Source organism: Pseudoxanthomonas sp. PXM04 (assembly GCF_014851695.1).
In the GTDB taxonomy this organism is placed as follows: Bacteria; Pseudomonadota; Gammaproteobacteria; order Xanthomonadales; family Xanthomonadaceae; genus Pseudoxanthomonas_A; species Pseudoxanthomonas_A beigongshangi.
Genome location: NZ_JACVAG010000015.1, coordinates 1 through 633 on the forward strand (window position 1 = coordinate 1; position 633 = coordinate 633).

Consider the following 633-nt stretch of genomic DNA (forward strand, 5'->3'; position numbering starts at 1 on the left):
GATCGGCTGTGCTCTGCTGCTGCAGGAACACACGGTGCATGGAGGCGACGAAGCGCAGAAGAGAAAGAAAAAAGAAGAAAAGAGAGAAGAAAAGAGGAAAGAAGAAGAGGGAAGAGAAAGAGAGAGGAAGAAAGGGGAAGGGAGGGAGGAAAGAAGAAGAAGAAAGAAAGGGGGGAGAGGAGGAAGGAAGGGAGAGGGAAAAAGAGGAAAAGGAAGAAGAAAGGAGGAGGGAAAGGGAAAAGGAAAAGGAGAGGAAGGAGAAGGAAGAGAAGAGGAGAAAGGAAAAGAGAGAAAGGAAAGAGAAAGAGAGAAAGAAGGAGGAAGAGAGAAAGAAGAGGAGGGAAAAGAAGAAGGAGGAGGAAGAGAGAGAAAAGAAGAGGGAAGAAAGGAGAAAAGGGGAGAAGAAGGAGAGGGAAGAAGGAGAAGGAGGAGGAAAGAAGAAAGGGAAAGGGGGGGGAGGAAAAGGAAGGAGAAGGGGGGAAGAAAGGAAGAAGGAGAAAGGGAAGGAGAAGAGAGGAAGAGAAGAGGAAAGGGGAGAAGGAGAGGAAGGAGGAAGGAGAGGAAAGAGAAAGGGGGAAGAAGAGGGAGGAGGGAGAGAAGGGCGTGGAGGGGCGGCGGGCCACGCAGCAGGAG

The 633-nt window shown here is 50.4% G+C and carries 1 protein-coding gene; it reads left to right on the forward strand.

Features of this window, described 5'->3' with window-relative positions; translation table 11 throughout:
• Positions 1-38: 38 nt before the first annotated feature.
• On the forward strand, positions 39-633 hold a 595-nt coding region (locus IB228_RS19660; protein WP_192199656.1), incomplete at its 3' end, for a hypothetical protein.